Origin of the sequence: Thermocatellispora tengchongensis (assembly GCF_014202315.1) — a bacterium.
Lineage (GTDB): Bacteria > Actinomycetota > Actinomycetes > Streptosporangiales > Streptosporangiaceae > Thermocatellispora > Thermocatellispora tengchongensis.
The window spans coordinates 135,289-158,983 of the sequence record NZ_JACHGN010000009.1 but is presented as its reverse complement, the minus strand read 5'-3'; the positions used below and the strand labels follow the sequence as shown (position 1 = coordinate 158,983).

Here is a 23,695-nt window from a genome sequence, read left to right as displayed (position 1 = left end):
TGGGTCCCCCACGCCGCCTGCGACAGCCGTGGCCACGCGCTCACCGACAGTGTTCGTCGAGGTCCAGCGCACATTTGGCTGGGCTTGTCGGCCGGGCCCATTCGGCTCGTGCAGAACTGTGTAAGTCGGGGCGGGCTTGTCTGCTTGCGTGCCTTCACCTGCGCATTGGGAGGACCATGCGCGGGTGGGGAGCGCGAGGCGCTTGGGGGGTCGAAGGGGGGCCGGAGGCCCCCCTGGGAAGCACAGCCCTGAGCCTTTTGGCGCGAAGCGCCCGGACGCGAAGGACCGTGCCTTTCATGGCCCTGAGCTCTGGGACGCGGAGCGCCGGACGCGAAGGACCGTGCCCTTCGGGTCCGTGCCCGGCCTGCGGCCTATGTGTCGCTGCTGAAGCGGATGGCGCACTCGGGCAGGACCACGCCCGGCCACAGGCGGGTGCCGGCGAGTAACTCGTTGCCGGGGCCGACCACGGCGCCGTCGCCCACGACGGCGTCGCGGATCACGGCGCCGGTGGCGACGCGGGCGCCCGTGCCGATGACCGAGTCGATGACGGTCGCGCCGGAGGAGATCACGCAGCCGTCGCCGAGCACGCTGCCGCTCACGTTCGCGCCGGACTCCACGACCGCGCGGGCGCCGACGACCGAGCCGCCGGAGATCTTGGCCTCGGGGGACACCTGCGCGCCGGGGAGGACGAGGTGCTCGCCGGTGGGGCCGGGCAGGGCGGGTGAGGCCAGGCGGCCGAGCACGAGGTCGCGGGAGCCCTGGACGAACGCGGCCGGGGTGCCGACGTCCAGCCAGTACGACCGGTCGGCGTAGCCGAGCACCAGTTCGCCCGCCTCGATCAGGCCGGGGAAGGTCTCGCGCTCCACGGACACGACCCGGCCGTACGGGATGGTGTCGATGACCGAGCGGGTGAAGACGTAGCAGCCGGCGTTGATCCGGTTGGTGACCGGGTTGGGGGTCTTCTCCAGGAACGCGGTGACCCGGCCGGTCTCGTCGGTCGGCACGCAGCCGAACCGGGACGGGTCCTCGACCTCGGTGAGGTGCAGCGTGACCGCGGCGCCGCGGGCGACATGGGTGCGCACCTGGTCGCCGATGTCGTGGCCGGACAGGATGTCGCCGTTGAGCACCAGCACCGGCGCGTCGGGCGGGCTGGTCAGCGCCTCGGCCGCGTTGCGGATCGCGCCGCCGGTGCCCAGGGGCTGCTCCTCGGTCATGTACTCCAGGCTGAGCCCGTACGCCGACCCGTCGCCGAACGCCTCGCAGAACATGGAGGCCCGGTATGACGTGGCGAAGACGATCCTGCGTACGCCGAACGCCCGCGCGCGGGCGAGCTGGTGCGCCAGGAAGGGGACTCCCGCCGTGGGAAGCAGCGGCTTGGGCACGCCCAGCGTCATCGGGCGCAGCCGTGTGCCCTGCCCTCCCACGAGGAGGATGGCCTCAAGATCACCTGTTACAGGCGGATGGTTCTCCGTCACGCCGCGAGGCTAGCTCACTATTCCACCGCGCGTTGATAAGAAACGAGATGTGCCTCCGCGGAGGACTCCCATGTGAACTCCTGCGACCGGGCGAAGCCCGCCGAGGCGAGCTGTTCGCGCCGCTCGGGCGAGTCGATCAGGGCGCGCAGCTCGCGGCCGATGCTCTCGGCGTCGGGCTCGGTGTACGCCACCGCGTCGCCGCCGACCTCGGGCAGCGAGGCGCGGTGCGTGGTCAGCACCGGCGCGCCGCAGGCCATGGCCTCCAGCACCGGCAGCCCGAAACCCTCACCGCGCGAGGGGAACGCCACCGTGATCGCGCCGCCGAGGAAGCCGGGCAGGTCGGAGAACGCCAGGTATCCGGGGCGCACCACCCGCACGGTGGCCGCGACCTCGTTCACCGCGGCGTCCACCCCCTCGTCGCGCACTCCCCCGGCCAGCACCAGCGCGGGCGCGTCGCGCAGGCCCTTGACCGCGCCGGCGAAGCCGCGGATCAGGTTCGGCACGTTCTTGCGCGGTTCGAGCGCGCCGAGGAAGGCGACGTACGCCTGCCCGTGCAGGCCGAGCCGGTCGGAGACCCGCTTGACCTCCTGCTCGCTGGGCCGGTGGAACAGCGTCTTGTCCACCCCGTGATAGGCGACGTCGATGCGGGTGGAGTCGGCCGACAGGACCCGGATCAGCTCCTCGCGGGTCGCCTTGGACGGCACGATGACCCGCGTCGCGTGCCGCACCGCCGTACGGGTGGCGGAGCGGAAGAACGACGCCTTCATCGCGTTGTGCTGCCCCGGATCGGTGAACCAGGTGACGTCGTGCACGGTCACCACGGTCGGCACGCCCGCGCGCAGCGGGATCGAGTAGTAGGGCGCGTGGATCACCTGGGCCCCGACCTGGCGGGCCAGGACGGGCAGGCTGGTCTGCTCCCAGGCCAGGCGGGCGGCCCGGTTGCCGATCGAGGGCGGCCCGGAGATCACCCGGGCGGACGGCGCCAGCCCCCCGTAGCGCTCGGCGTCGGCTCGCTGGCACACCACGGCGAGGTCCGCGCCCGCCCGGTCCAGAGCGGCGACGAGTCCATCGACATACCGGGTTAGCGCGCCGCGATCGGCCGGCACGGCGGCCGCATCGACGAGCACTCTGGGCGTCAAGAAGGATCGCTCCCCTCACAGGATCAACGCGGGACCTTCGTCCCCCCTCTCCAGACAACTCTATTGGCAGGGTCCCCGGAATCGTGGGGTAAATCACAGGGCATTTCGCCGCGCGTCATTCTCTTCCACCCGCACTCCGCCCGCTTCCTGATCTACCTGGCGTTTCTCCACCGATCGGGCGGCCGTGGCCGCCGCGACGCCGGCGCAGAGCAGGTCGCCGGCGATGATGACGATCCGGGAGCAGAGGGCGGCGGCGATGGCCGCGCCCTGGTCGAGCACGGGCGACAGCACGGCGACCATGGCGACCTCGCGCACGCCCGCGCCCGCCGGCACCACGACGGTCATGATCCCCAGGCACCACGACAGCGCGAACGCCCCCACCGAGAACGCCACCAGGCGCAGGGCCTCCACCGAGGACCCCAGCTCCGCGATGATCGCCGCCAGGTGCAGGCCGTACGCGATCCAGCCGGTCAGCGCCCAGCCGAGCGCGGCGAGCATGCCCTTCCGGGTCAGGGCGCGCTCCAGCGGCTCGCGGCGCAGCCGGCGCAGGCCGAAACCGATCACGGCGTTGATCACGCGGGGTTCGAGCAGGACCGCCAGGAGCGGCACGAGCAGCAGCGCCCACGCGTACGGGGCGATGGAGCCGGGGCCCGCGGCCAGCAGCGTGGCGGCGGCGACGAGCAGGCCGCTGCCGAGCTGGACCGGCATGGTGAGGAAGAACGCGGCGGCGCTGCGCGAGCGGGGCACCCCGAGGTCGCGGCCCATCTCCATCTGGGCCAGCACCGGCCACACGGTCCCGGGGATGTACTTGCCGAGCTGGCCGACGAAGAAGACCTTGGCGGCCTGGCGTACGGGCAGCGGCGAGCCGAGGTCGGCGAGGAGCGCACGCCAGGTGAGCATGCCCCCGAACAGCGCGCCCACCACCGCGACCACCGACAGCGCGAGCGCGCGCCAGGACAGCCGGGCGAACCCGGAGGAGACCGCGTCCCACTGCCCGGCCACCGCCCACGCGCCGAAACCCAGCGCGACCAGCAGGAAGGCGATCCGGAGCACGCGGCGCGGCGAGAGCGCCCCGCCCCCGCGGGGAAGCGTCACAGCGGCCGTACCGGCTCGGGCGGCTGCGGCAGCTTCGCGCCCGCGGGGACGCGGCCGCCCTTGGTGGCGACCCAGAGGTAGGTCGGGACGAGCGGGAGCAGCAGGCGCAGCACCGGACGCGGCATGGCCGACAGCACCGCGCGCACCACCCGTCCGAGCACGCCCGGGAACAGCTCACCGCCCGCGAAGCGGCCGGGCGTGGCCAGCACCGGGAAGGTGTAGTCGTAGACCCGGAAGCCGCGCACCATGCGGCGCAGGCCCCTGCGGGTGCGGAACCGCTCGTAGTAGTGGTCGGCGCGGCCGAACAGCCGCACGTAGCGGTCGGCCAGCGCCGGCGGCAGGTACGACAGGAACGGCAGCTTGTAGTGCGGCTCCATCACCCCCAGCCGGTTGCCCAGCCCGAGGTAGAGCACGCCGTCCTCGGCCAGCACCCGGTGCAGCTCGGCCATGATCGCGTCGGGATCGACGACGTGCTCGTAGATGTGGTTGAACACCAGCACGTCGATCGAGCCGTCGGGGAACGGCAGCGCGGTGCCGTCGGCGCACAGGAACTCCACCCGCTCGCCGAACCGCTCGGCCGCCTTGCGCAGGCCGGGCACGTCGATGTCCACCCCGAAGGTCCGCCCGGCGCCCGCCGCGGCCAGCTCGTCGGCGATGAACCCGGCCGAGCAGCCGATGTCGGCCACGGTCAGCCCGGCCAGCGGACAGCCGCCGCCCTTGCCCCTCTCACCGTCCTTGCCGAGGAAGTGCGCGAGCACCGCGATGATCTTGGCGGCCTTGCGGCGGCGCTTCTCCTCATCCAGCATCGCCGACTGGAACTCGGAGTATTCGAGCTGCGCGAGACGTTCCTTTCCCACGCCGCCCAACAGTACCGGTGCGGCGCGGGCCCTACCGACGAGTAGCGTCCACGCGTACATTGTTCGGGTGCCGAGCACCGTCCGGACGCCGGGCAGGGCGAAGCAGGCCCTGGACCGGCTGCGCGCCAGCCGTCTGCTTCGGATCGCGCTCGCCCTCGTCGCGCTGGGGTTCGTGGGCTACGGTCTGGCGCGCAACCGCGAGGAGACCCTGGCCGCCGTACGCCTGCTGTCGTGGTGGTCGATCGCGGGCGCCATGGCCGCGGTCATGGCCGGGCTCGGCTGCATGCTCATCGCGTGGCGCACCGTGCTCGCGGGGCTGGGCAGCCGGGTGCCGTACGGCGTGGCGGCGCGGATCATGTTCGTGGGCCAGCTCGGCAAGTACGTGCCGGGCGCGGTGTGGGCGTACGCGGCGATGATGGAGCTGGGCCGCGACCACGGCGCGCCGCCCCGGCGTACGTTCGGCGCGGTGTCGCTGGCGATCGTGATCTCGCTCGGTTGCGCCCTGGGCGTGGCGGCGGCGACCCTGCCCGGCGTGGTGGGGCGGGCCTGGTACCTCCTGGCGCTGATCCCGCTGATCCTGATCGGCCTGCACCCGCGGGTGCTCGCCTGGGGACTGAACCTGGCGTTGCGGATCGCCCGACGCGAGCCGCTGGACCGCGTGCTGACCGGGGCCGACCTGGTACGCGCGGCGGCGTGGACCGTGCTCGGCTGGCTGGTCTACGGGGTCCACCTGTGGCTGCTGGTGGAGGAGCTGGGCGGCACCGGGCAGACCTACCTGCTGGCGGTGGGGGCGTACGCGCTGGCCTGGGCGACCGGCATCCTCACCGTCGTGGTCCCGGCCGGGATCGGGGTGCGCGAGGGCGCGATGGTGCTGGCCCTGGCCCCGGCGCTCGACGCGCCGCGCGCCCTGGTCGCCGCGGTGGTCTCGCGCCTGGTGTTCACCTTCTGCGACGTCGCCTGGGCCGCGCTCGGCTTCGCCCTGGGCCGCCGGAGGCGGTCAGCCGAGTAGCGCCGTGGTGTAGGAGTCCCAGTACGGCTCAGGGTCCACCGCCTTGACCCCGGCGCGCAGCCGCTCGGGCTCGCCCGGACGGTAGAAGCGCTCGATCGCCTCACGCAGCGCCTCCACCGAGCCCGGCTCGACCAGCAGCCCGTCCACGCCGTCGGTCACGTTGTCGGGCAGCGCGCCGACCCGGGTGGCGATCACCGGCACGCCGTGCTCGTGCCCGAGCCACACGTTCTGGCTGGCGGTCGCGCTGCGGTAGGGCAGCACCAGGGCGTCGGCGGCGGCGAACAGCGCGGGCACGTCCTGCGCCGGGACGTACCCGGGCCGCAGCTCCACCCGGTCGCCCAGGCCGAGTTCCGCGATCAGCTCGCGGGTGGCGTCGAGGCCGCCCCAGAACTCGCCCGCCACGGTGAGCGAGACGTCCGGCGGCAGGGCCCGCAGCAGCAGGTCCAGCCCCTTGTACGGGCGCACCATGCCGAAGAACAGCAGCCGCCGCCGCACCCCGCCGGTCGCGCCGCCGCCCCCGGCGACGGGCAGGTGCGGTGGCAGCGCGGCGACCGCGACCGGCGCGGGGGCCAGCTCCCGGGCGAGCGCGGCCTGCTCCTCCGAGTGCGCCAGCACGCGGTGCACCCGGCGCAGCAGCGCCGTCATCAGCGGCCGGTCGTACGGCTTGCGCTCGTGCGGCAGCACGTTGTGGCACAGCGCCAGCGAGGTCACGCCCCGGCCGAGCCCGGCCAGGATGCCCAGGTACGGCGGCACCTGCACCGGGCTGAGCACGGTGAGCACCACCAGGTCGGCCGAGGAGCGCAGCCGGCGCCCGCAGCGCAGCCACCCGGCCGGGCTGCGCCAGTCGAGCGCCCGCCGCACGTGGGAGTACGGCCTACCCTCGGGGCTGTCGATGGTCTGCTGCCCGGGGTAGAGGAACCCCGGGTACTGCGCCCGCCACGACTCGATGACCACGTCATGGCCGAGCGCGGCGAGCCGGTGGGCCAGCTCGGTGGTGTGCTGGGCGCCCCCGCCCTTGTACGGGTACGTGGGCCCGACGATCGCGATCCGCATGGGGCCGCTACTCGGGCCTGGAGCGCACGATCAGGTCGGCGAGCAGCGCGAGCGAGCCGATGAGCAGGCCGGACAGGAAGATCACGATGGTGTTGCTGGTGAGGTAGAACCCGTAGCGCACGATGTCCACCACGCCCTTGGCCAGCCCGATGCCGACCAGCCACAGCGCGGGCGGCATGAGCACCTTGAGCGGGTTGAAGTACATCACCATCCGCAGCACCTGGAGGATGTAGCGGTAGGCGTCGGAGACGAAGCTGAACTTGGACTTGCCCGCCCGCTTGCTGTACTCGATCGGCAGGTAGTGGATGTCGTGCTGGTTCGACAGGAACGCCAGCGTGATCGTGGTGACGCAGGAGAACCCGGGCGGCAGCAGCCGGAGGTACGGCCTGGCCACCGACTTGCGGAAGGCCCGCAGCCCGGAGTTGAGGTCGGGGATCTTCTGCCCGGCCAGCCGCTCGGCCACCTTGCGGATGAACCACTTGGCCGGCACCCGCAGCAGCTTGTGCGAGCCTTCCTCGCTGGTGCGCGCCCCCACGACCTGGTCGATCGAGTCGTCCTTCTCCAGGATGCGCACCAGTTCGGGGATGCGCTCGTTCGGATAGGACATGTCGGCGTCGGTCCACACGACGATCTCGCCGTTGGCCTCCTGGGTGCCGATCCTGCGCACCGTGCCCGACCCGCCGTTGCGGTGGAACGCGCGCACCCGCATGTTCGGGAACCGCGGCGCCGCCTCCTTCAGCCGGGCCAGCGTCGCGTCGGTGGAGCAGTCGTCAACGGCCACCAGCTCGTAGGTGTAGCCGCTTTCATCCATCGCCCGGCATATCCGCTCGACCTCGTCGATGACGTGATCCTGCTCGTTGTAACAGGGCAAGACGATCGTGACGTACGGCTTGGCTTCCACAACTGATCCAGTCTCAGGCGATAGGGCTCGACGGGCGAGAATACCGTCACCAGCGTACGGGCGACCGGACAACGCCGCGTCCTGTTACAGTTCCCCGCCCTGGAGCGAAACCAACGCGAGCCGTACGGAGGGCGCCGCGGCGCCGATGAGCGCCGGAGGTCACCGGGGCCGGAGGCGAGGATCGCCGCCCTGGCCCGGATCGCGGTCACCACCACGGTCGCGTCCACCACGATCGCGTCCACCACGATCGCGTCCACCACGGTCGCCTCGCCCGGCACGCCCGCACGGCACCCCCGCCTCCCGGCCCACGACCTCGCTCATGGCGTTGACGTGGCAGCCGAGCAGCAGCCGGGCCAGTGACGCCTGCCGCGCCCAGGCGCGCCACACCTGGGCGAGGACGGGAACGGGGACGGGAACGGGGACAGGGACAGGGACGGGAACGGGAACGGGAACGGGGACAGGGACGGGAACGGGGACGGGAACGGGGACAGGGACGGGAACGGGGACAGGGACGGGAACGGGGACAGGGACGGGAACGGGAACGGGAACGGGGACGGGAACGGGGACAGGGACGGGAACGGGAACGGGGACGATGATGTGCCTGTGCTCGTCGGGGGCCTGCCGGTGCAGGTGCCACGCCTCCGGCTTGTTCGCCTCGGCGGGGATGAGCATGCCCGCGTCGTACACGAGCGCGGCGCGCGGGGCCTTCGCCCTCATCCCGCCCGCCCGGCGGCTCCGCCGCCCAGCCCGCCGAACATCTCCGCGTCGGCCGTGGCGAGCTTCGCCGCGGCCCGCGAGAGGTCGCCCGCCCCGATCGGGCACATGGCTGTGGACGCGTCAGGGGGCGGCCAGCCAGACGTTCGTGGTGAGGGACCAGGTGGCGTCGGGCGGGGAGACCAGGGTGCGCTCGTCCTGGCGGGTGGACAGGTGCAGGACGTGGCGGGGGCGCGCGGAGTAGGGGGTGAGCTGGGCGGCCTCGGCGGCCAGGAGGACCGGGCGGCGGCCGGTGGCGCGGATGCGGTCGATCAGGCGGGTGACCTCGGCGCTCGGGGCCTCGTCGCCGTCGCGTTCGGTGGTGGTGGCCACGCGGTCGCCGGGGTTGCCGGGCGTGGCGGCGGGGATGGCGGCGCGGGCGGCCGGGACGCCGCAGACGCCCCGGACGAGCTGGGTGAAGCGGTCGCCGGTCACGCGCTCCACGATGAGCACGGACGCGTCGGGCGGTATGGCCGCGCACAGGCGGGCGACGGCGGCGGCCTCGCCGCGCTCGACCGGGGTGAAGGCGGTGCCGGCGGAGATGTAGACCGGGAAGGCCAGGGCCAGCGCGGCGCCCGCCAGGACGACGGCCCGCTGCGGCGCGGCGCCGTAGCCCATGCGGCGGGCCTTGTCGCGCAGCCAGCGCAGCCCCCACACTCCGAGCAGGACCATGCCGGGGATGATCACCGGCACCAGGCGGCGGGAGGCGAACGGGTGGTCGGGGGTGATCGCCGGGAGGGCGAGCGTGGTCACGGTGGTCCAGCCGATGACGCCGAGTGGCAGCAGCCAGCCGAACCCGGTGCCGCGGGCCAGCCGGCGGGTGAGCACGACGACGGCGAGGGCGGCCAGCAGCGCGACCGGGACGCCGACGTACCAGATGACCCAGTACAGCGACTGCTCGGAGTACAGCCGGGTGGGGTCGGCGGGCAGGCCGTTGGCCCGCTGGATCGCGCCCACGAACTCGGCCGTCAGCGCGTCTTCGGGGGTGGCGGGGTCGCGGCGTACGGTCTGGAGCAGCGGGCGCACCGCGAAGGCCAGCATGACCAGCAGCGCCAGGCCGGCGGCCAGCTCGGGGAGACGCGCCGGCGGCGACGGGGCCAGGCGCGCCAGCCGGGGCGCGAGCGCGGCGCCCGCCGCCGTGAGCGCGAGGACGGCCGCGCAGATCGCCAGCAGCGGGATCACCGAGCCGCGGAGGTAGGCGAGGTAGGGCCGGGCGAGGATCTGGGCGGCCAGGAAGCCCAGGGCGACGCCCGCGGTCACCCCGCCGAGCAGGGGCAGGCCGAGGCGGCCGTCGCCGATCGGCGCCCGCCCCGCCAGGCCGGGCATGCGGCGCAGGGCGATGAGCAGGCCCGCGTAGGCCACCACCGGCAGGACGTCGCGCAGGCCGTCGATGCGGATCAGGGTGGCCAGGCCGAGGCACAGCCCGGCCAGGGCCGCCGTCACCGCCGCCCCGCCCGACTGCGCGGCGCCGGCGGCGGCGAGCGCGGCCCGCATGCGCGCCACGCGCCGCCGCACCTGGCGCTCGTCGGGCGTGGCGGAGGCTCGACCGGCCTCCAGGCCGGGGGTGACGAGGGCTTCGCCGGCCTCCGGGCCGGGCGTGGCGAGGGCTTCGCCCAGGCCGGGGGTGGGGGCTCGGCCGGCCCCCAGGCCGGGGGTGACGGGCAGGAGGTTGATGCCGAGGGCGGCGGCGCGGAGGCGTTCGCGGGCGTCGAGGAGGAGCGCCATGCCGCCGAAGATCATGATCAGCGAGGGGATCTCGCTGAAGGTGGTGCGCGAGGTGTACAGGATCGGCAGGCTGACCGCGACGAGGGCGGCGGCCAGGGGCGCCCAGCGGGCCCCCGCCAGGCGGGCGGCGACGCCGGCGACCGTCAGGACGGCCAGGCCGCCCAGCACGGGCGGGACGAGGAGGAGGCCGGGCACGCCGCCCAGCCAGTGGCCGATCGCGAACAGCAGCGCCGGGCCGGGCATGAACTGCGGCACCACGGCGCCGTCGAAGTCGTAGAAGCCGACGCTGGCGAAGACCAGGCCGGGATCGGGGCCGCCGAACGCGGCCTCGCCGTACGGGATGGGCAGCGAGCCGTGGCGGGCCAGCCACGCGGCGTACTGGGCGTAGGTGGCGGGGTCGCGGCGCACGACGAGCTGCTCGGAGTGGAACAGCGCGTTGAAGACGGCCGAGGCGAGCGCGATGGCGAGCACGGACGCCGTCTGCCAGGCGCCGGCCTCGACCGCGGCGGGCAGGCGGCGCAGGCCGGCCAGGCACAGGGCCGCGGCCAGGGGCACGCCGAGCAGGAAGGCCGGCAGCGGCGCGAACCACCCGAGCAGGAGCAGGGGCAGCCCCGCCAGCAGCCATCCCGCCAGCGCGAGCGCGGGCGCGGCCGTGGCGACGGCGAGCACCCTGCCCGCCGACGGCCTGCGCGTGAGATCGAACCCGGTAGCTTTCATGCCTGGGCGCGAGCCTAACCGCCCGGACACGAGGAGGTGGAGTGAGCCGGACCCGGCTGTGGACGAACCGGTATGACGGGGTCCGGTCGCGAGTGCGCCTGTGGATGAGCGAGCACAGGTGGTTCGCGGCGGTGTTCGCCTTCGGGGCGCTGCTGCGGCTGGTCGCGATGCTGGGCTACCGGCCCGCGCTGTGGTTCCCCGACACCTACACCTATGTGGTGACGGCGCTGGTGCCGCGGCCCGACCTGGTGCGGCCGGCGGGCTACTCGATGTTCCTGCGCCTGTTCGAGCCGCTGCACTCCTTCGCGTTCGTGGCGTTCGTGCAGCACCTGCTGGGCCTGGCCACCGCCGCCATGGTGTACGCCGCCGCGCTGCGCCTGCGCGCGCCGCGCTGGGCGGCCACGGCCGCCGCCGCGCCGGTGCTGCTCGACGCGTACCAGGTCGAGCTGGAGCACCTGCTCGTCTCCGACACGCTGTTCATGTTCCTGGTGACCGCCGCCGTGTGCCTCGGCCTGAAGCGCGCGCCCGGGTGGCGTACGGGGATCGTGGCCGGCCTGCTCGTGGCCGCGGCGACGCTCACCCGGTCGGTGGGGCTGCCGCTGTTCGTCGTGCTCGGCCTGTGGCTGCTGGTACGCCGTGCGCCCGGCGCCGCCGCCATGGACCCGCGCCGGGAGGTGCGGGCGCGCGCGGTGCGGGCGGGCGTGATGCTGGCCGCCGCGGCGATCCCGGTCATCGCGTACGGCGGCTGGTTCTACGCCACCTACCAGCGGATCGGCATCGTCGGCGCCAACGGCGTCTTCCTGTACGCGCGCACGATGTCCTTCGCCGACTGCTCGGTGATGCGCCCTCCGCCCGACACGGCCGTGCTGTGCGACCCCCGGCCGCCCGAGCTGCGCCCGCCGTCGCAGGAGTACATCTGGGCGGCCGACTCACCGCTGGTCGTGCTGCCGGGCATCACCTTCTCGGAGGACAACGACGACCGGGCCGGGCGGTTCGCGACACTGGCGATCCGCAGCCAGCCGGGGGACTATCTGGCGTCGATGATGTCGGAGCTGGCCCGTACGTTCTCCTGGGGCCGCCCCGTCTACCCCGACCAGGAGATCTACGACTACTACGAGTTCCCCGAGAAGACGCCCGGCCCCCCGGGGCGCTACCCGGCCCAGGTGGGCAGGGAGCGCGCCATGCAGTACGAGCAGGGACCGATCGAGACCCGGGTGGTGGAGCCGTTCGCGTGGACCCTGCGGGCCTACCAGGACGTGGCGCGGCTGCCGGGCGCGGTGCTGCTCGTCGTGCTGCTGGCGCCGCCGGTGGTGGCGGGGGTGCGGGTGGCGGGGGTGCGGGTGGCGCGGGCCCGGCCGTGGCGGGCCGGGCCCGGCGGGTACCGCGAGCCGGGACGGGCGCTGCGCGCGGCCGGGGAGTGGGCCTGGGTCCTGCCCTGGGCGACGGCGTGGATGCTGCTGATCATGCCGCCCGCGGTGGCCGAGTTCGACTACAGGTACGTGCTGCCGGCTGTGCCGCCGGCCTTCCTGGCCGCCGCTCTGGCCGTACGCGGGCGCGTGCAGGCATCTGGAAATGCCCCCGCACCTGGGGATGAGCTGGGAAGTCGATGAACAACTCGTAAAAGAGACATCGTGAACATTCCACGAAATGTCAGCATCTGAGTATGCTTAGCAGCCGGATCATCGTGACTGGAGTGACGGCGATCAAGACTTGATTCCCCCGATCGCGGCGCCCGGAACAAGTGGTTGACCTAATCTTCTTGACGCGATGACCGACCGAACTGGCACGTGGCGTTCGCGAGTGCGGGCGGACCCCGGGCGAGCAGGGAAGGGGCCCGTGAGCGAGCGTAGCGAGGGATACGACAGGCTTTTCGGGCGCTCACCCGCGCGCCGCGCCAAGGGGGCCGCATGAGCGAGCGCAGGCACCTCGGCTCGGTGCAGGAGCCGGGGGCATACCCGGCCGAACCCGGCCGCCGCGCCGGACGGCGCCGCGGCCTGCCCCCCGAGGAGCCCCCCGGCGCGGGCTACGGCCCGCCGCCCAACGGCCAGAACGGCCACAGCGCTCAGAACGGCCACAGCGGCCAGAACGGCCATAACGGCAACGGATACGCCGGCAACGGGTACGCCGACGGCGGCCATGCCGCGCCGGCCGGACGCGGGCGCAGGGGCGTACGCGGCGCCGAGCCGGGCTACGAGGACGTGCGCCCGCACGAGGGCCGGGGCTTCCCCGACAACGGGGCCCGCCACGAACAGGCCCACTACGAGCAGGCCCACTACGAGCAGGCCCGCGACGAGCGGCCACGCGGCGGGGGCAGGCGCGCCCGTACGGCCGCACCGCCCGCCACGCAGCCGGGCGGCCCTCGGCCCGGCCCCCCTGCGGGCCCCCACCCCGGCGGGCAGCCGGGGCCGCAGCGCGGCCCGCGCACGGGCCCGCAGCCGGCGCAGGGCCGTACCGGCGTGCCCACCCAGCCGCAGGGCCGCACGGCCACGCCCACCGCGACCACCGGTCCCCAGGGCCGCACCGCCATGCCCGCCGGGCCGCGCACCGGCCCGCAGCCCGCCCAGCGCACCTCCTCGCCGCCGACCCACCCGAGCGGCGAGCCGCCGTTCGACGAGCCGCCGGGCCGCGGACACCGGCGCAAGGACGCCCAGGGGGGCGGCGGCAAGCGGATGAAGATGCTGGCCTGGGGCAGCATCGTGATGACCGCCGTCATGGTCGCGGCCACGCTCACCGGCTACACCCTCTACCGCAGCACGCTCAGCAACATCCGCACCGAGGACATCAACGCCAAGCTGGGCAAGGACCGCCCGGTCAACTCGACCGGCGCGCTCAACGTGCTGCTGGTGGGCTCCGACACGCGCGAGGGCGACAACCTCAAGTACGGCCAGAAGATGCTCAACGCCGGCAAGCGCACCGACACCATCATCCTGATGCACATCTCGCCCAACCGCGACAACGCGACGCTGATCAGCTTCCCGCGTGACTCGGTGGTGCAGATCCCCGCGTGCCAGGCCGAGAACGGCACCCAGCTCGCCCCGCGCACCGAGATGATCAACGCGGCGTACAACGAGGGCGGCATCGCCTGCACGATCAAGACCCTGGAGACCCTGACCAAGATCCGCATCGACCACTTCGTCGAGGTCGACTTCACCGGCTTCAAGAACATCGTCGACGCGCTGGGCGGCATCCGGGTCTGCCTGCGCACCGCGGTCAACGACAAGAAGGCCAAGCTGACCCTCCCGGCCGGATGGCAGGTCCTCAAGGGCGAGGCCGCGCTGGGCTACGTCCGGCTGCGCAACTACGGCGACGGCAGCGACATCCAGCGGATCAAGCGGCAGCAGGTCTTCCTGTCGCAGGTCGTGAAGAAGGCCACGAGCAGCGACCTGCTCACCAACCCGGCCAGGCTGCTGTCGTTCATCAACGCGGCGGCCTCCTCGGTCACGATGGACAGCGAACTCGCCAACAACACCGAGACGCTCGTCCAGATCGCCCAGAGCGCCCGCGCGCTGACCGCCAGCGGCGTCAAGTTCATCACCGTCCCCTGGGGCCCCCACCCCGATGACAAGAACCGGGTGATCTGGAAGCAGCCCGACGCCGACGACCTGTTCAACCGCATCCGCAGCGACGTCGAGATCCAGCCCACCGCCACGCCCTCGCCCAGCGGCACGACCTCGGCCAAGCCCGCGATCAAGCCCGGCGACGTGCGCATCCAGGTGCTCAACGGCACCAGCGTCCCCGGCCGGGCCAAGACCGTGGCCGAGGCGCTGGTCGCGCAGGGCTTCAATGTCACCCACGTCGGCAACGCGCCGCTCGCCGGGGCCGACCAGCCGCAGACCAAGCTGCTGTACGCCCGCAACGCGGCCAACGGCGCCGACTACGCCGCCCCCGTCGCGGCCAAGCTGCTGAACAAGGTCACCCCGGCCGCCGGGAAGATCAAGCCCAGCACGGTCGAGCCGTACGTCCCCGAGCCCGCCGACGGCGCCGCCACCCCGACCCCGGCCGCCTCCGCCGGAACCGCGGGCACGGCCCAGACCCCGGTCATCCAGCTCGTCATCGGCGCCGACTGGGAGGGCGTGAAGGCCCCGGTCAAGATCCCCGACAGCCTCAAGGACAACGTCGTGGACGCCAAGACCAACCCCTGCCAGTGACCCCCGCGCCGCCCCGATCCGGCACCCACTGACTCGGGGCGGCGCCGTCCGGCACGCCTCGCGCCGTGCGACCGCAGCACACTTGGGCCCCGGTCGGCCGGTCGTTCCGGCACGGCCGGGGATCACGGCTCCGTCGTATCACTGCGGCCTCCTGTCGGGAGCCGGGGCGGCGCCTGCGCGACCCGGCCGATGCTCTGGGACCTCGCCCGCATCCCGCTGTGACCAGGCCGGGGCGGCCGGTTCGGTGATCGCTGGAGGAAAGCTGACAATGACCTTCGGGTGAACGGTTTCTTCCGGCTGGGCCGCGACATCCGATCGCCGGGCCGTTAGGGTAGGTGGGTCGGCGAGGGAGCCAGCCCGAGTCGCCGGGCCGTCCCCCGCGGCGTCTCGGCTCCCGTGTCCGGCCACCCCCAGTCTCCGATAGATAGCCGAGCGTTCCCCCGTGAGTGACACCCGATCCTCCTTCCAGGTTCCGGGCTCGCGGAGCGACGGCGCGACCAGCGCCCGCCCCGAGGGTCCCGCCGACGCGCAGGCCACCGGGGCGCCCTCCCCGCCGCGCCCCTGGACGGACGACGACGCTCACGACGGCATGCCACGGCCGGCCCGGCGCGGCATGCCCTACGAGCGCGCCTCGTCCCGCCCGGCCCCCGACGCGCCTCACGAGCCCGCCCCCGAGTACCCCGGCTTCATCCGCGACCGGCGCACGGCCACGGGCGAGACCCCGTGGCCCACGGCCCCCGCCGCGCCCGCCGAGCCGCGCGACACGCAGGGCGAGTCGTTCTCCTTCTGGAAGGAGCCCGACCGGGGGCCCGACCCGGCGCCGCCCAACTGGGACTCCGCCCCGCCGCGCGGGTCCGGCTGGGACGCCGCGCCCACGTGGAGCGACACGCGCACCCCCGCCTGGGACGAGTCGAGCGCCCCCGACAACACCCCCGACGGCACCTTCGGCAGCGCCCCTGACAGAGCCTCAGGCGGCATCCCTGGCATGGCCTCAGGCGGCGCCCCTGGCATGGCCTCAGGCGGCGCCCCTGGCATGGCCTCAGGCGGCGCCCCGGGCAGCGTTGCAGGCGGTGCGCCCGGCAGTGTCCCAGGCGGTGTCCCAGGCGGTGCCCCAGGCGGTGCCCTCGGCGGGGTCCCCGCCGACGTCCCCGCTCCGGGAAGCGGCGCCGGGCGGCGGCGCGGCCGGCCCACCGACGGCTACCCGACCGATCCGGGCGGGCCCGCGGCCCCGCGTGCGTTCCAGGGCGACCCCCGCGAGCCCGGACTCGCTCCCGCCGCCCGGCCGCTCGACCTGAGCGCGACCGACCCGGGCGGGCCCGTGCCGGGCGTGCAGCGGGCCGCGACCGCCGTACGGGAGGCGCCCCCCGAAGACGCCGAGGGCGGGCCGCGCGAGGAGGCCGCGGCTCCCCCGGCCAAGAAGCGCCGCGACCCCTACCTCGACAACGTCAAGTTCATCCTGATCGCGCTGGTCGTGGCGGGCCACTCGCTGGTGCCCACGCTGGAGGCCGACTCCGCGCGCAGCGCGTACATCTTCATCTACAGCTTCCACATGCCGGCGTTCGTGCTGATCAGCGGCTATCTGAGCCGCAACTTCTGGCACTCCAACGCCAAGATCAACAAGCTGGTCGACACCCTGCTGATCCCGTTCGTGGTGGTGGAGGTCGGCTACGCGCTGCTCCGCGTCGCGCTGGGGCAGAAGTGGAGCCTGACCATCATCGACCCGGCCTGGCTGAACTGGTATCTGCTGGCGCTGGTGCTGTGGCGGATCTCCACGCCGGTGTGGACGCGGATGAAACAGCCGCTCCTCATCGCGGTGATCATCTATTTGGTGGCCGGATTCTCCGAGATATCCGGCGATTTCAGCATCGACCGGTTCTTCGGCCTGCTCCCGTTCTACGTCCTCGGCCTGCTGCTCAAACCGGAGCACTTCGACCACCTCAACCGCCTCTGGGTGAAGATCGCGGCGGTGTTCGTGCTGATCGGCGCGGCCGGGGTGGCCATCTACATCGCGCACACCGGGGCGAAGCTGGCGCCGCTGTACTTCAAGAACAGCTACGCCAAGATGGACATGAGCTGGTACGTCGGGCTCGGCACCCGGGCCGCGCTGCTCGTGGGGGCGCTCGTGATGACCGCGGCCGTGCTCGCCCTGGTGCCGCGCGGCGAGACCTGGTTCTCCGACCTCGGCACCCGCACGCTGTACGCGTACCTGCTGCACGGCATCCCGGTGCTGATCGCCAAGGAGATGGGCTGGCTCAGCGTCCCCTGGCTGTACGGCCCGCTGGGCGCGCTGGCGATCATGACGAGCTGTTTCGCGCTGGCGATCGTGTTGTGCCTGCCCGAGACCCGCACGATCTTCAAATGGGCCCTGGAACCCCGGCTGACCTGGCTGTATCGCCGAACGTCCAAATAAGGATCTCCGCCGGGATGTTAAGGCGCAGTTACCCCGTCATTCACGTAAGGCATCCGGATATGACGGGATAAGCACTCAGCATTTTGGCATGAGGGTATGCGTCGGGACCGTGGTCCACCATCCCGAGGACGCCCGGATCATGCACCGGCAGATCCGGGCGCTGCTCGCGGCCGGGCACGAGGTGACGTACGTCGCCCCGTTCACCCACTGCAACGTCACGCCCGCGCACGACGTACGGCCGATCGACGTGCCGCGCGCCGTGGGCGTACGGCGCAGGAAGGCCCTGAGAGCCGCCAGGAAGGCCCTGCGGCGCGGCTCCCGCGACGCCGACCTCCTCATCGTGCACGACATCGAGCTGCTGCTGGCGCTGCCCTCGGCCCGCCACCGGCCGCCGACGGTCTGGGACGTGCACGAGGACACCGCCGGGGCGCTGTCGGTCAAGGGCTACCTGCCCGAGGCGCTGCGCCGCGCGCTGCCGCCGCTCGTACGCCGCCTTGAGGCGCGGGCCGAGCGCCGCCTGCACCTGATCCTGGCGGAGGACGCCTACCAGGCGCGGTTCACGCGTACGCACCCGGTGGTCCGCAACACCACCTACGTCCCGGACCAGCCGCCCGCCCCGCCCGGCGAGGACCGGGTGATCTACGTCGGCCACCTGTCCGAGGCGCGCGGCGCCGGCGAGCTGGTGGAGCTGGCCCGCAGGCTCCGCCCGCACGGCGTACGGCTGGACCTGGTCGGGGCCGCCGACCCGGCGATCCGCCCCGTGCTCCGCGACGCGCAGCGCGAGGGGCTGCTCGACTGGTTCGGCTACGTCCCCAACCGGCACGCGTTGCGGATGGCCGAGGGCGCGCTGGCCGGGCTCTCGCTCCTGCACGACGTGCCCAACTACCGCCAGTCGCTGCCCACCAAGGTCATCGAGTACATGGCCCGCGGCGTCCCGGTCATCACCACGCCGCTGCCCATGGCGGCGTCCATGGTCGGCACGGTCGGCTGCGGCAGCGTGGTGCCCTACGGCGATGTGGACGCGGCCGTGGCGGCGGTGCTGCACCTCAAGGAGAACCGGGAGCTCCGGGTCGCCATGGGGGCCCGCGGCCACGCCGAGGCCCGCAAGCGCTACCACTGGCCCGACCACGCCCCCGACTTCGTCACCCAGCTCGAAGCCTGGGCCGCGGCCCCGCACACCACCCGTCCCCGCCCGCACCACCGCGTCCTGGCGGCCTGAACCGGCACGCCACGCGGCGCGCCTTGCCCCAAGCCCGTGACGCGGCGCCCCCGCGATTGGTCTACTTGAGCCATGGGACGGCATCTGATCCAGGGACGCGAGATCGCCACGCCGGTCCGCGTCCGCGACGCGACCGCCTGCTGCGCCACATGGCTCGTCCGCGCCGACGCCGCCCGAGCGGTGATCGCCTACTCCGGCCTCGACGTCACCGAAGCGCTCCCCGGCAAGGCCCTGTGCGCCCTGCTGTTCGTCTCGTACGCCGACTCCGACCTCGGCGCCTACCACGAGTTCGGCGTCGCCTTCATGGTGCGCCCGCCCGGCTCCCCGGCCCCTCCCCCGCGCGGCCTGCTCTCGGGCCTGACCGACGTCCGCCGCGCCGGCACCGCCCTGTTCGTGCACTGGCTCCCGGTGGACCAGACCTTCACCCTGGAGGCCGGCCGCGGCATCTGGGGCCTGCCCAAGGAACTCGCCGAGATCGACCTGCGGCTGTCGTCACCGTACAAGCGGTGCCTGGTGCGCAAGGACGGGCGTACCGTCCTGGACCTGCTGCTCAAGCCCGGCGTCCCGCTCGCGCTCCCGCCCCGCACCGCCGAGATCGCCCTCGACGCCTACGCGCACCGCGACGGCCGCCTGCACCGCACCCCGTGGACCATGACCCTGCGCACCCTGCGCACCCGCCCAGGGGGCGCGCTGATCCGCCTCGGCAACCACCCCGTGGCCAAGGAACTCAGCGAACTCGGCCTCCCCAAACACGCCCTGCTCACCGCCACGGCCCCGCACGTGAGCCTGACCATAGAGGAGCCGGTCCCCCTGCCGGGCGATGGCCCCTCCGCCCCGTAGGCCGCATCCTGGATCGGCACGGCGTCCCCGGCGCTCTCAGTCCCCGGGTTCCGCCGGTGTGATCGCGACGGCGGTGTCGGTCAGCGGGTAGGAGACGCAGGTCAGGACGCCGCCGTCCTCGACGATGCCCCGCACCTCGCCGCGGAGGAGCCGGACCCGGCATTCGCCACAACTGCCGACGGTGCACGAATAGGGCATCGGCACGCCCGCGGCGAGGCCCGCGTCGAGCATGGTCTGACCGGCGCCGACCACCACCTCACCGACGTTGTCCACCGTCATCGTCCGAACGGCCTGCTCCGAATCGGCCGCCTCCGGATCGGCCGCGGGCACGCTGGTGAACCGCTCCTCGTGCAGCCGGTCGGAGGAGACGCCGAGGCCGGTGAGAGCCTCGCGGACGGCGGCCGGCATGGTCGCCGGCCCGCAGATGTAGTAGTGGGCGCGCTCTAAGTAGATCAGGTGATCGGGGCCGATCCGGCCGGTGCGGCCGGTCCACCCCGGGCCGGGACGAGACAGCACGTGGTGGACCGTGAGACGGCCGGGATGGGCGTCGCGCAGTGCCGTGAGTTCGCCGGCGAAGATGATGTCGGCCTCGGTGCGGTTGCCGTAGATCAGGGTGATCGTGGCGTCGGGCGAGGCGGCGAGCACCGTACGGATGATGCTCATGAGCGGGGTGATGCCGCTGCCGGCCCCGATCAGGACGTACTCGGCGCCGGCCGCCGCGGGGTCCGCCACGCGGAAGTCGCCGGACGGCCCGAGGACGCGCATCTCGGTGCCGACGCGGGCGTGGTCGTTGAGATAGGTGGAGCACAGCCCGTCCCGCTTGACGGTCAGCGCGAGCCGATCCGTGCCGGGGACGGAGGTGGCCGAGTAGGCGCGCCGGAAGGTGCGCCCTTCGATGTCCATGATGAGCGTGTAGAACTGGCCGGGCGCGAACCCGGTGTCGGCTCCCGAGAGCACCAGCGTGACCGCGTCGGGCGTCTCCCGGATCACGTCGATCACCCGTACCGGCCGCCCGAGGCGGGTGCCGGTCGCGAGGCCGTAGCCTTCCTTTTCGAGCGCGCGGCGGTAGGTGGCGTCCATGACTCGCCGGATCAGCCGGGAGAACACGGCCAGCGCACCGGACAGGCGGCGCAGCGCCGGCTTCTTCACCCCGAGTTGCCGTGTGGTCAGCGCCATCAGCTCCGCGAGCGTGGCCGCATCGACGCGGTTGCCGCGATCCCAGACGTTCGCGGCGGCGACGGCCTGGTTGCGCCGCAGTTCGGCCCGCTCCACGGTGATGATGAGCGCGGCCTGCGGGACGGCGGCGCCCTGCGCCATGTCCGCCAGCAGGCTCGCGTCGTCCGTGATCACGGCGGTGCCGCTCACGTGCAGCACGTCGGTACGGCCGGGAACCAGCATCGCCACGGAGATCCTGTCGTCGGCGAGCAGGTTGCGGGAGGTGTCCGCGCGCTTGTTGCCGCGCCGGTCCGGGATGACCAGCGTGTGGCCGTCGATCACGCGGACGAAGCCGGGCACGTCACCGCGCGGGCTCGTGTCGCTGCCGCCGTCGCGGTCCCAGGAGGACACGATCAGGAACGGCGTGGCCGCCAGGAAGCCGGCGACGCCCGGGGCGGACAGCGGCCCGTCGGCGACGGCGGGAACGGGCGCCGCCGGAACGACCGGGTCCCACAGCCGGGACCGGAGAATCGCACGCGCGCAGTGGATGTAGACCTGGCTGACGGCGACGACGATCCGGCCGGGGGATCGCTCGGCGACCGAGCCGTTCACCCGGAGCGTCTCGCCGACGCCGGGCAGCAGGAAGACGAAGGAGACCGGGCCCGACGCGTCCACGTCGGTGGCGAAAGCGATCCGTGCCGGCGATTCGACCTCGGCGAAGCCGGGCTTTCCGCCGACCACCGTCGTCCGGGGCCGCCCCTCGTCGTCGCGGTAGCCGAACCCGGCGAGCGGCGCGATGGCGAGCATGCGCCGGCCGGCGTCGTCCAGCTCCGCGAGTTCCTTCATCATCACCATCGCCGGAGGGCGTCCGATGATCGCTTCGAGCTGCGCCACGGTCGTGATCCGGCTCATGGCACTGATCGCCGGCCGGCCGCTTTCGGTGGTCGCGGGTAAGGATCGCATCGTAGTGAGACCTCATTGGCTGTTCGAACGGGGAAAGGGGGTGAGGCCGCGCCATCTTCTCGCTGCCTCATCGAAGGCGGGACGGCCGTCCCTGGCGCGGTCTCCGTCGGGTCGCCACCCGCGGCGATCCGATCGCCGCGGAGCACACGGGATCGCCCGGATTCAGCGCCGGCCGTCCGGCGCCTCTGACGAGCCAACCGGTATGCCCGGAGTGTCGATAAGTGTCTTGAGCGCCTGGACGTGCCCGGCATAGGCGCGCCTGCCCTCGGCGGTGAGGCTCACCCAGGTCTTCACCCGGCCTCGGCCGGTCGGCTTGGAGATGGCGACGTACCCGGCGTCCTGCAGCACCTTCAGATGTTTGCTCAGCACCGAGTCGGCCACGCCGAGAATGTCGCGCAGCACCGCGAACTCGGCAGTGGACGAGGCGGCGAGAAGCGCGCAGATCCGCAGCCGGTTCGGCGCGTGCACCACCTCGTCGAACCGCTCGGTCATGCGCCCGCCCTCAGTTGAGCCCGCAGTGCGCTGTCGAACCCACGGCCCAGGACGACGCTGGCGGCGAACCCCACCACCGCCAGACACCACACCGGCCACCGCAGGCCGGTCAAGGCCCCGACCCCGAGGGCCGCGACGGCGGCCGAGAGCGTCACCGCGCCCCACGCGCCGATCCACCGGCCGGCGGGACCGGCGTGCAGGCCGGACACCCACAGCCCGGTGAGGCGGCGATAGAGGCGGGTGAGCGCCGCGCTGCCGACGACGAGCAGCACGACACCCCCGATCTTGAGCACGGTGCTGCCGAGCCCGAACGCGAGCACGCAACCGGCGATCAGCAGTCCGTAGAGCGGGTGGTACCACCACGGAGTGATCAGCCGATCGGCGACGGCCGCACGGGCTTCGGCGATGAGGGCCAGCCCTTCGGCACTGTCACTTTCCATGTTGGAAACCCAATCACATTCCAACTTGGAAAGTCAATGCGGGCCCTCCCCCGCCCTGACGCAGGCGGCCACACGGCCGCCGAACAGGTCCGCGCCGACCGGCCCCGGCCCTGACAAGGGCCGCTGGGAACGCCGATGAACAGGCCCGCGCCACGGCTCCGACCGGCGGGCCGGTCTCGATCGATGCGCCGGTTGCGCCCGGCCTGCCGGCGTGCGCCCCGATATGCGCACGTGAGGCCCGGTGTGTGCGGGGTGCGCCTCGGTTTGCGCCATATATGCGCCCGGCACGCCCCGGTGCGCCCGGCACGCCCCGGTGCGCCCGGCACGCCCCGGTGCGCCCGGCACGCCCCGGTGCGCCCGGCACGCCCCGGTGCGACTGGGTGTGGACCGGATGCGTCCCCGGCACGGCCCGGTACGCCCAGGCTCAACCCCGCGCGACCCGGCAGGCCCAGGCGCTCCCAAGCGTGGCCCCCGTGCGGCCGGGTGCACCGGGCTGCGTCTCCGGCACGGCCCGGTACGGCCGGACTGAACCCCGCGGAACCCGGCACGCCCAGGCGCTCCCAAGCGTGGCCCCGTGCGGCCCGGCGCACCGGGCTGTGGACCCGGTGCGAACGGGTGTGGGCACAGCGCAGGGCAAGGCGGAACAGCGCAGGGCAAGGCGGAACAGCGCAGGGCAAGGCGGAACAGCGCAGGGCACCGGGCCTCACCTGCGTATATCGAGTGCGCACTTCGGCACGCCGGCGCGGGTGTACCCGGCACACTGGGCGCAACCGGCGCACACCCGCCACGCCTGCCTACACCGGCCACGCCTACACAAATCGGCCACCCGCGCTCACATCGGCCCACACCGGGCCCCCGCGCATACCGGGTCCACACCCGGCCACCGCCACCCACACGGGCTACGCCTGCCCACCCCCGGCCACGTCTGCCCACGCCCGGCCACGTCTGCTACGGCGGCCCCCTCGCTGCACACCGGCCGCCTCCACACACAGCCCACCGCCGCGCACACACACCGGTCACGCCCCCGCATACCGGCGCACTTCGGCGCACCGGGCGCGGGTGCACCCGGCACACCGGGGCGGGACAGGTGGCACCCGCGTGCGCAGCGGCGATTCGACCGGCGGCTCCGGGCCCCGTCCCGGCTCGCCGGTCGTCGGGAGGGCGCCGTTCCGGCCTTTCCCGGGTCCGCGACCATCGGAACGGCTCACGTCGCGGAACCGTCCCTCCAGAGGATCAACGCACGAGGCAAGAGCATGCGCCAGGCGGTGGGCCGGCCCAAGGGGGGGCGTCCGAGCGGCGGGCCC

The 23,695-nt window shown here is 73.5% G+C and carries 16 protein-coding genes; 6 read left to right on the top strand and 10 right to left on the bottom strand.

What is annotated here, in order from left to right:
- Positions 1 to 371 precede the first annotated feature (371 nt).
- The 4 genes from manB to HNP84_RS22045 all read right to left on the bottom strand — a co-directional run bounded on the left by manB (position 372) and on the right by HNP84_RS22045 (position 4,566).
- Positions 372 to 1,475 (bottom strand): mannose-1-phosphate guanylyltransferase, encoded by a 1,104-nt coding sequence (gene manB / locus HNP84_RS22060; protein WP_312925444.1) that lies wholly within the window; start codon positions 1,473 to 1,475, stop codon positions 372 to 374.
- A 17-nt stretch (positions 1,476 to 1,492) separates the two neighbouring features.
- Entirely contained in the window at positions 1,493 to 2,614 is a 1,122-nt protein-coding gene (locus tag HNP84_RS22055; RefSeq protein ID WP_185051677.1) for a glycosyltransferase family 4 protein, read from the bottom strand.
- A 93-nt stretch (positions 2,615 to 2,707) separates the two neighbouring features.
- A complete protein-coding gene (locus HNP84_RS22050; RefSeq protein ID WP_185051676.1) occupies positions 2,708 to 3,709 on the bottom strand; it encodes a lysylphosphatidylglycerol synthase domain-containing protein in 1,002 nt (333 codons plus the stop codon).
- Positions 3,706 to 4,566 (bottom strand): class I SAM-dependent methyltransferase, encoded by an 861-nt coding sequence (locus HNP84_RS22045; protein WP_312925442.1) that lies wholly within the window; start codon positions 4,564 to 4,566, stop codon positions 3,706 to 3,708. The genes HNP84_RS22050 and HNP84_RS22045 overlap by 4 nt, the downstream gene beginning before the upstream one ends.
- A gap of 67 nt (positions 4,567 to 4,633) precedes the next feature.
- On the opposite strand from HNP84_RS22045, the gene HNP84_RS22040 reads away from it, so the two are divergent.
- Entirely contained in the window at positions 4,634 to 5,575 is a 942-nt protein-coding gene (locus tag HNP84_RS22040; protein WP_312925440.1) for a lysylphosphatidylglycerol synthase domain-containing protein, read from the top strand.
- Here HNP84_RS22040 and HNP84_RS22035 read toward each other — a convergent pair.
- From HNP84_RS22035 to HNP84_RS22025, 3 genes are all read right to left on the bottom strand, one after another.
- On the bottom strand, positions 5,564 to 6,628 hold the full coding sequence (locus tag HNP84_RS22035; RefSeq protein ID WP_185051675.1) for a glycosyltransferase family 4 protein: 1,065 nt from the start codon (positions 6,626 to 6,628) through the stop codon (positions 5,564 to 5,566). The two genes, HNP84_RS22040 and HNP84_RS22035, sit on opposite strands and share 12 nt — an antisense overlap.
- A gap of 7 nt (positions 6,629 to 6,635) precedes the next feature.
- Complete coding sequence (locus tag HNP84_RS22030; protein WP_185051674.1) at positions 6,636 to 7,529, bottom strand: glycosyltransferase family 2 protein; 894 nt, start codon at positions 7,527 to 7,529, stop codon at positions 6,636 to 6,638.
- Positions 7,530 to 8,366: 837 nt separating this feature from the next.
- A complete protein-coding gene (locus tag HNP84_RS22025) occupies positions 8,367 to 10,724 on the bottom strand; it encodes a hypothetical protein (protein ID WP_221336560.1) in 2,358 nt (785 codons plus the stop codon).
- Positions 10,725 to 10,828: 104 nt separating this feature from the next.
- Between HNP84_RS22025 and HNP84_RS22020 the strand changes: the two genes are divergently transcribed.
- From HNP84_RS22020 to HNP84_RS22000, 5 genes are all read left to right on the top strand, one after another.
- Positions 10,829 to 12,334, top strand: a complete 1,506-nt coding sequence (locus HNP84_RS22020) for a phospholipid carrier-dependent glycosyltransferase (protein WP_185051673.1) — start codon at positions 10,829 to 10,831, stop codon at positions 12,332 to 12,334.
- Positions 12,335 to 12,631: 297 nt separating this feature from the next.
- Positions 12,632 to 14,872: an LCP family protein gene (locus HNP84_RS22015; protein WP_246518480.1), complete on the top strand. Its 2,241-nt coding sequence runs from the start codon at positions 12,632 to 12,634 to the stop codon at positions 14,870 to 14,872.
- Positions 14,873 to 15,314: 442 nt separating this feature from the next.
- Complete coding sequence (locus HNP84_RS22010) at positions 15,315 to 17,282, top strand: acyltransferase family protein (RefSeq protein ID WP_185051672.1); 1,968 nt, start codon at positions 15,315 to 15,317, stop codon at positions 17,280 to 17,282.
- A gap of 88 nt (positions 17,283 to 17,370) precedes the next feature.
- Positions 17,371 to 18,501, top strand: coding sequence for a glycosyltransferase family 4 protein (locus tag HNP84_RS22005; protein ID WP_185051671.1), 1,131 nt, complete (start codon positions 17,371 to 17,373; stop codon positions 18,499 to 18,501).
- 72 nt (positions 18,502 to 18,573) lie between these two features.
- A complete protein-coding gene (locus HNP84_RS22000; RefSeq protein WP_185051670.1) occupies positions 18,574 to 19,341 on the top strand; it encodes an acetoacetate decarboxylase family protein in 768 nt (255 codons plus the stop codon).
- A gap of 36 nt (positions 19,342 to 19,377) precedes the next feature.
- Here the strand turns inward: HNP84_RS22000 and HNP84_RS21995 are convergent, their stop codons facing one another.
- The 3 genes from HNP84_RS21995 to HNP84_RS21985 form a co-directional block, all read right to left on the bottom strand.
- Positions 19,378 to 21,408 carry a pyridoxamine 5'-phosphate oxidase family protein gene (locus HNP84_RS21995; protein ID WP_221336559.1) on the bottom strand — a complete coding sequence of 677 codons (2,031 nt, stop codon included), beginning with the start codon at positions 21,406 to 21,408 and terminating at the stop codon, positions 19,378 to 19,380.
- A 213-nt stretch (positions 21,409 to 21,621) separates the two neighbouring features.
- On the bottom strand, positions 21,622 to 21,951 hold the full coding sequence (locus HNP84_RS21990) for a transcriptional regulator (RefSeq protein WP_185051669.1): 330 nt from the start codon (positions 21,949 to 21,951) through the stop codon (positions 21,622 to 21,624).
- Positions 21,948 to 22,391, bottom strand: coding sequence for a hypothetical protein (locus HNP84_RS21985; RefSeq protein WP_185051668.1), 444 nt, complete (start codon positions 22,389 to 22,391; stop codon positions 21,948 to 21,950). Before HNP84_RS21985 ends, HNP84_RS21990 begins: the two co-directional genes overlap by 4 nt.
- Between the last annotated feature and the right edge of the window lie 1,304 nt (positions 22,392 to 23,695).

Excerpts from the sequence above, each read along its gene's own strand:
- HNP84_RS22035 (WP_185051675.1), bottom strand. The coding sequence starts at position 6,628 with ATGCGGATCGCGATCGTCGGGCCCACGTACCCGTACAAGGGCGGGGGC.
- HNP84_RS22025 (WP_221336560.1), bottom strand. The coding sequence starts at position 10,724 with ATGAAAGCTACCGGGTTCGATCTCACGCGCAGGCCGTCGGCGGGCAGG.
- HNP84_RS22020 (WP_185051673.1), top strand. The coding sequence starts at position 10,829 with ATGAGCGAGCACAGGTGGTTCGCGGCGGTGTTCGCCTTCGGGGCGCTG.
- HNP84_RS22015 (WP_246518480.1), top strand. The coding sequence starts at position 12,632 with ATGAGCGAGCGCAGGCACCTCGGCTCGGTGCAGGAGCCGGGGGCATAC.
- HNP84_RS22005 (WP_185051671.1), top strand. The coding sequence starts at position 17,371 with ATGAGGGTATGCGTCGGGACCGTGGTCCACCATCCCGAGGACGCCCGG.
- HNP84_RS22000 (WP_185051670.1), top strand. The coding sequence starts at position 18,574 with ATGGGACGGCATCTGATCCAGGGACGCGAGATCGCCACGCCGGTCCGC.
- HNP84_RS21995 (WP_221336559.1), bottom strand. The coding sequence starts at position 21,408 with ATGAGCCGGATCACGACCGTGGCGCAGCTCGAAGCGATCATCGGACGC.
- HNP84_RS21990 (WP_185051669.1), bottom strand. The coding sequence starts at position 21,951 with ATGACCGAGCGGTTCGACGAGGTGGTGCACGCGCCGAACCGGCTGCGG.
- HNP84_RS21985 (WP_185051668.1), bottom strand. The coding sequence starts at position 22,391 with ATGGAAAGTGACAGTGCCGAAGGGCTGGCCCTCATCGCCGAAGCCCGT.